We start from the raw sequence: 1,698 nt of genomic DNA, 5'->3' as shown, positions 1-1,698 counted from the left end.
TTCCTCCGGGCATGGTATTATTTATGGTTGGTTTGGCAACGACAGCTGCGGTTATTGCTTCTCAAGCCATGATTTCCGGATCATTTACGCTAATTTCGGAGGCAGTAAGATTAAATCTTTGGCCGAAAGTTAAGATCAATTATCCAAGTGTACAGAAAGGACAGTTGTATGTGCCTTCCATTAACTGGCTGTTATGCATAGGCTGTATCATCATTGTCTTGATTTTTAAAAGATCTGATGATATGGAGGGTGCATATGGTTTAGCCATCAACTTAACTTTCTTAATGACAACCGTTTTGGTTGCCGTTTATATGTTAAGAAAAAAGTTTCCCAAATATCTTATTGTAATTTTTGTTGTAGTTTATGGTGCGATCGAGCTTGCTTTCCTTGCGGGAAATTTATTTAAATTCATCCATGGCGGCTGGGTTACCTTATTAATAGGTTGCGGTTTGTTAAGCGTAATGTGGACTTGGTACAACTCACGGAAAATCAAAAATCGTTTTGTTAAATACGTTGAAATTGAAGACTATTATCAGATTCTGAGTGAATTAAGCGTAGACGAAACGGTTCCTAAATATTCCTCGCAGTTGGTTTACTTAACCAGTGCAAACTTCAAAACGGAAATAGAATCAAAAATCATCTACTCTATCATCCAAAAAGAACCAAAACGTGCTGATGTGTATTGGTTGGTTCACGTAGATGTAATGGATGAACCCTATACACTTGATTACAAAGTGGAGTTTTTAATCCCTGGAAAGTTAATCCGTATCGATTTCCGTTTGGGATTCAGGATTGAACAGCGTGTAAACTTATTGTATAGAAAAGTAGTAGAAGAGTTGGTTAAAAACGGCGAAATCGACATTACCAGTCAGTATAAATCTTTAAATAAACATAAAATCGCTGGCGATTTCAGGTTCGTTCTCTTGGAAAAACACTTATCTAAGTTTACCAAACTGAGTTTCTATGAGCGACAAATTATGGATTACTATTTCCTGTTGAAGAAAATGAGTTTATCGGAAGAACGCAGTTTTGGTTTGGATAGCAGTTATGTTGATGTGGAGAAAGTTCCATTAATCTTTGTAACGCCAGATGATATTGAATTAAATAGATTACCTGTTTAATTGATGAGAACAGCACTATTGATTTTGGGTATTTGCCTTTTTATCGCAGGCCCGGCCGCAAAGATTTACCATCTCGATCATGCAAATAGTTATATGATTGCATCTGGCTTAGGTTTAGTGATGATTACAGCGCTGGGATTTATGAAGAAGAAAGACAGCGAGAACTAATCATGCTGATCAATCTAAAGATTGATCAGTAGTCTTATGTTTGTTTTCCTCACCAACAGACTGCGAAATAGATTATAAAATGAAGAAGGCCTTTAGTTTAAACATACTAAAGGCCTTCTGTATTATTTTGATAAAGTTTATCAAATAGAAGTATATTACACCTCCTGAGCCAGTTTGCTATGTTTGTAGCCATACGCAAAGTAAACTACCAATCCGATAACCAGCCATATTCCAAAACCTATCCAGTTGGAAATTCCTAGCTCACACATCATATACAAGCAGCTGATTAATCCTAAAACCGGAATGAGTGAAAGATTCTTTGTGATGCAATAGTAAGAAATGATCACGCAGATGATGAGAAAAATCCACATTGGAATTTTATGTTTAAATAAGCTCCAGCCACTTTCAT

Annotated in this window: 3 protein-coding genes; 2 read left to right on the top strand and 1 reads right to left on the bottom strand. The window is 36.2% G+C overall.

Translation table 11 applies throughout. The features are described 5' to 3' along the window. A partial coding sequence (locus tag ON09_RS23610; protein ID WP_010603538.1) for a KUP/HAK/KT family potassium transporter occupies positions 1 to 1,121 on the top strand: 1,121 nt, incomplete at its 5' end. Positions 1,122 to 1,124: 3 nt separating this feature from the next. Beyond that, positions 1,125 to 1,289, top strand: coding sequence for a hypothetical protein (locus ON09_RS25355; RefSeq protein ID WP_157259068.1), 165 nt, complete (start codon positions 1,125 to 1,127; stop codon positions 1,287 to 1,289). Between the two features lie 155 nt (positions 1,290 to 1,444). Here the strand turns inward: ON09_RS25355 and ON09_RS23605 are convergent. Then, positions 1,445 to 1,698: amino acid permease C-terminal domain-containing protein (locus ON09_RS23605; RefSeq protein WP_010603537.1), on the bottom strand; the 254-nt coding region annotated here is incomplete at its 5' end.

Origin of the sequence: Pedobacter agri PB92, from assembly GCF_000258495.1 — a bacterium.
In the GTDB taxonomy this organism is placed as follows: domain Bacteria; phylum Bacteroidota; class Bacteroidia; order Sphingobacteriales; family Sphingobacteriaceae; genus Pedobacter; species Pedobacter agri.
The sequence above is the reverse complement of the archived record's forward strand: the minus strand, read 5'-3'. Positions and strand labels throughout refer to the sequence as shown.

Bases quoted from the DNA above. Each gene is read 5' to 3' on its own strand.
- ON09_RS25355 (WP_157259068.1), top strand. From the start codon at position 1,125: ATGAGAACAGCACTATTGATTTTGGGTATTTGCCTTTTTATCGCAGGC.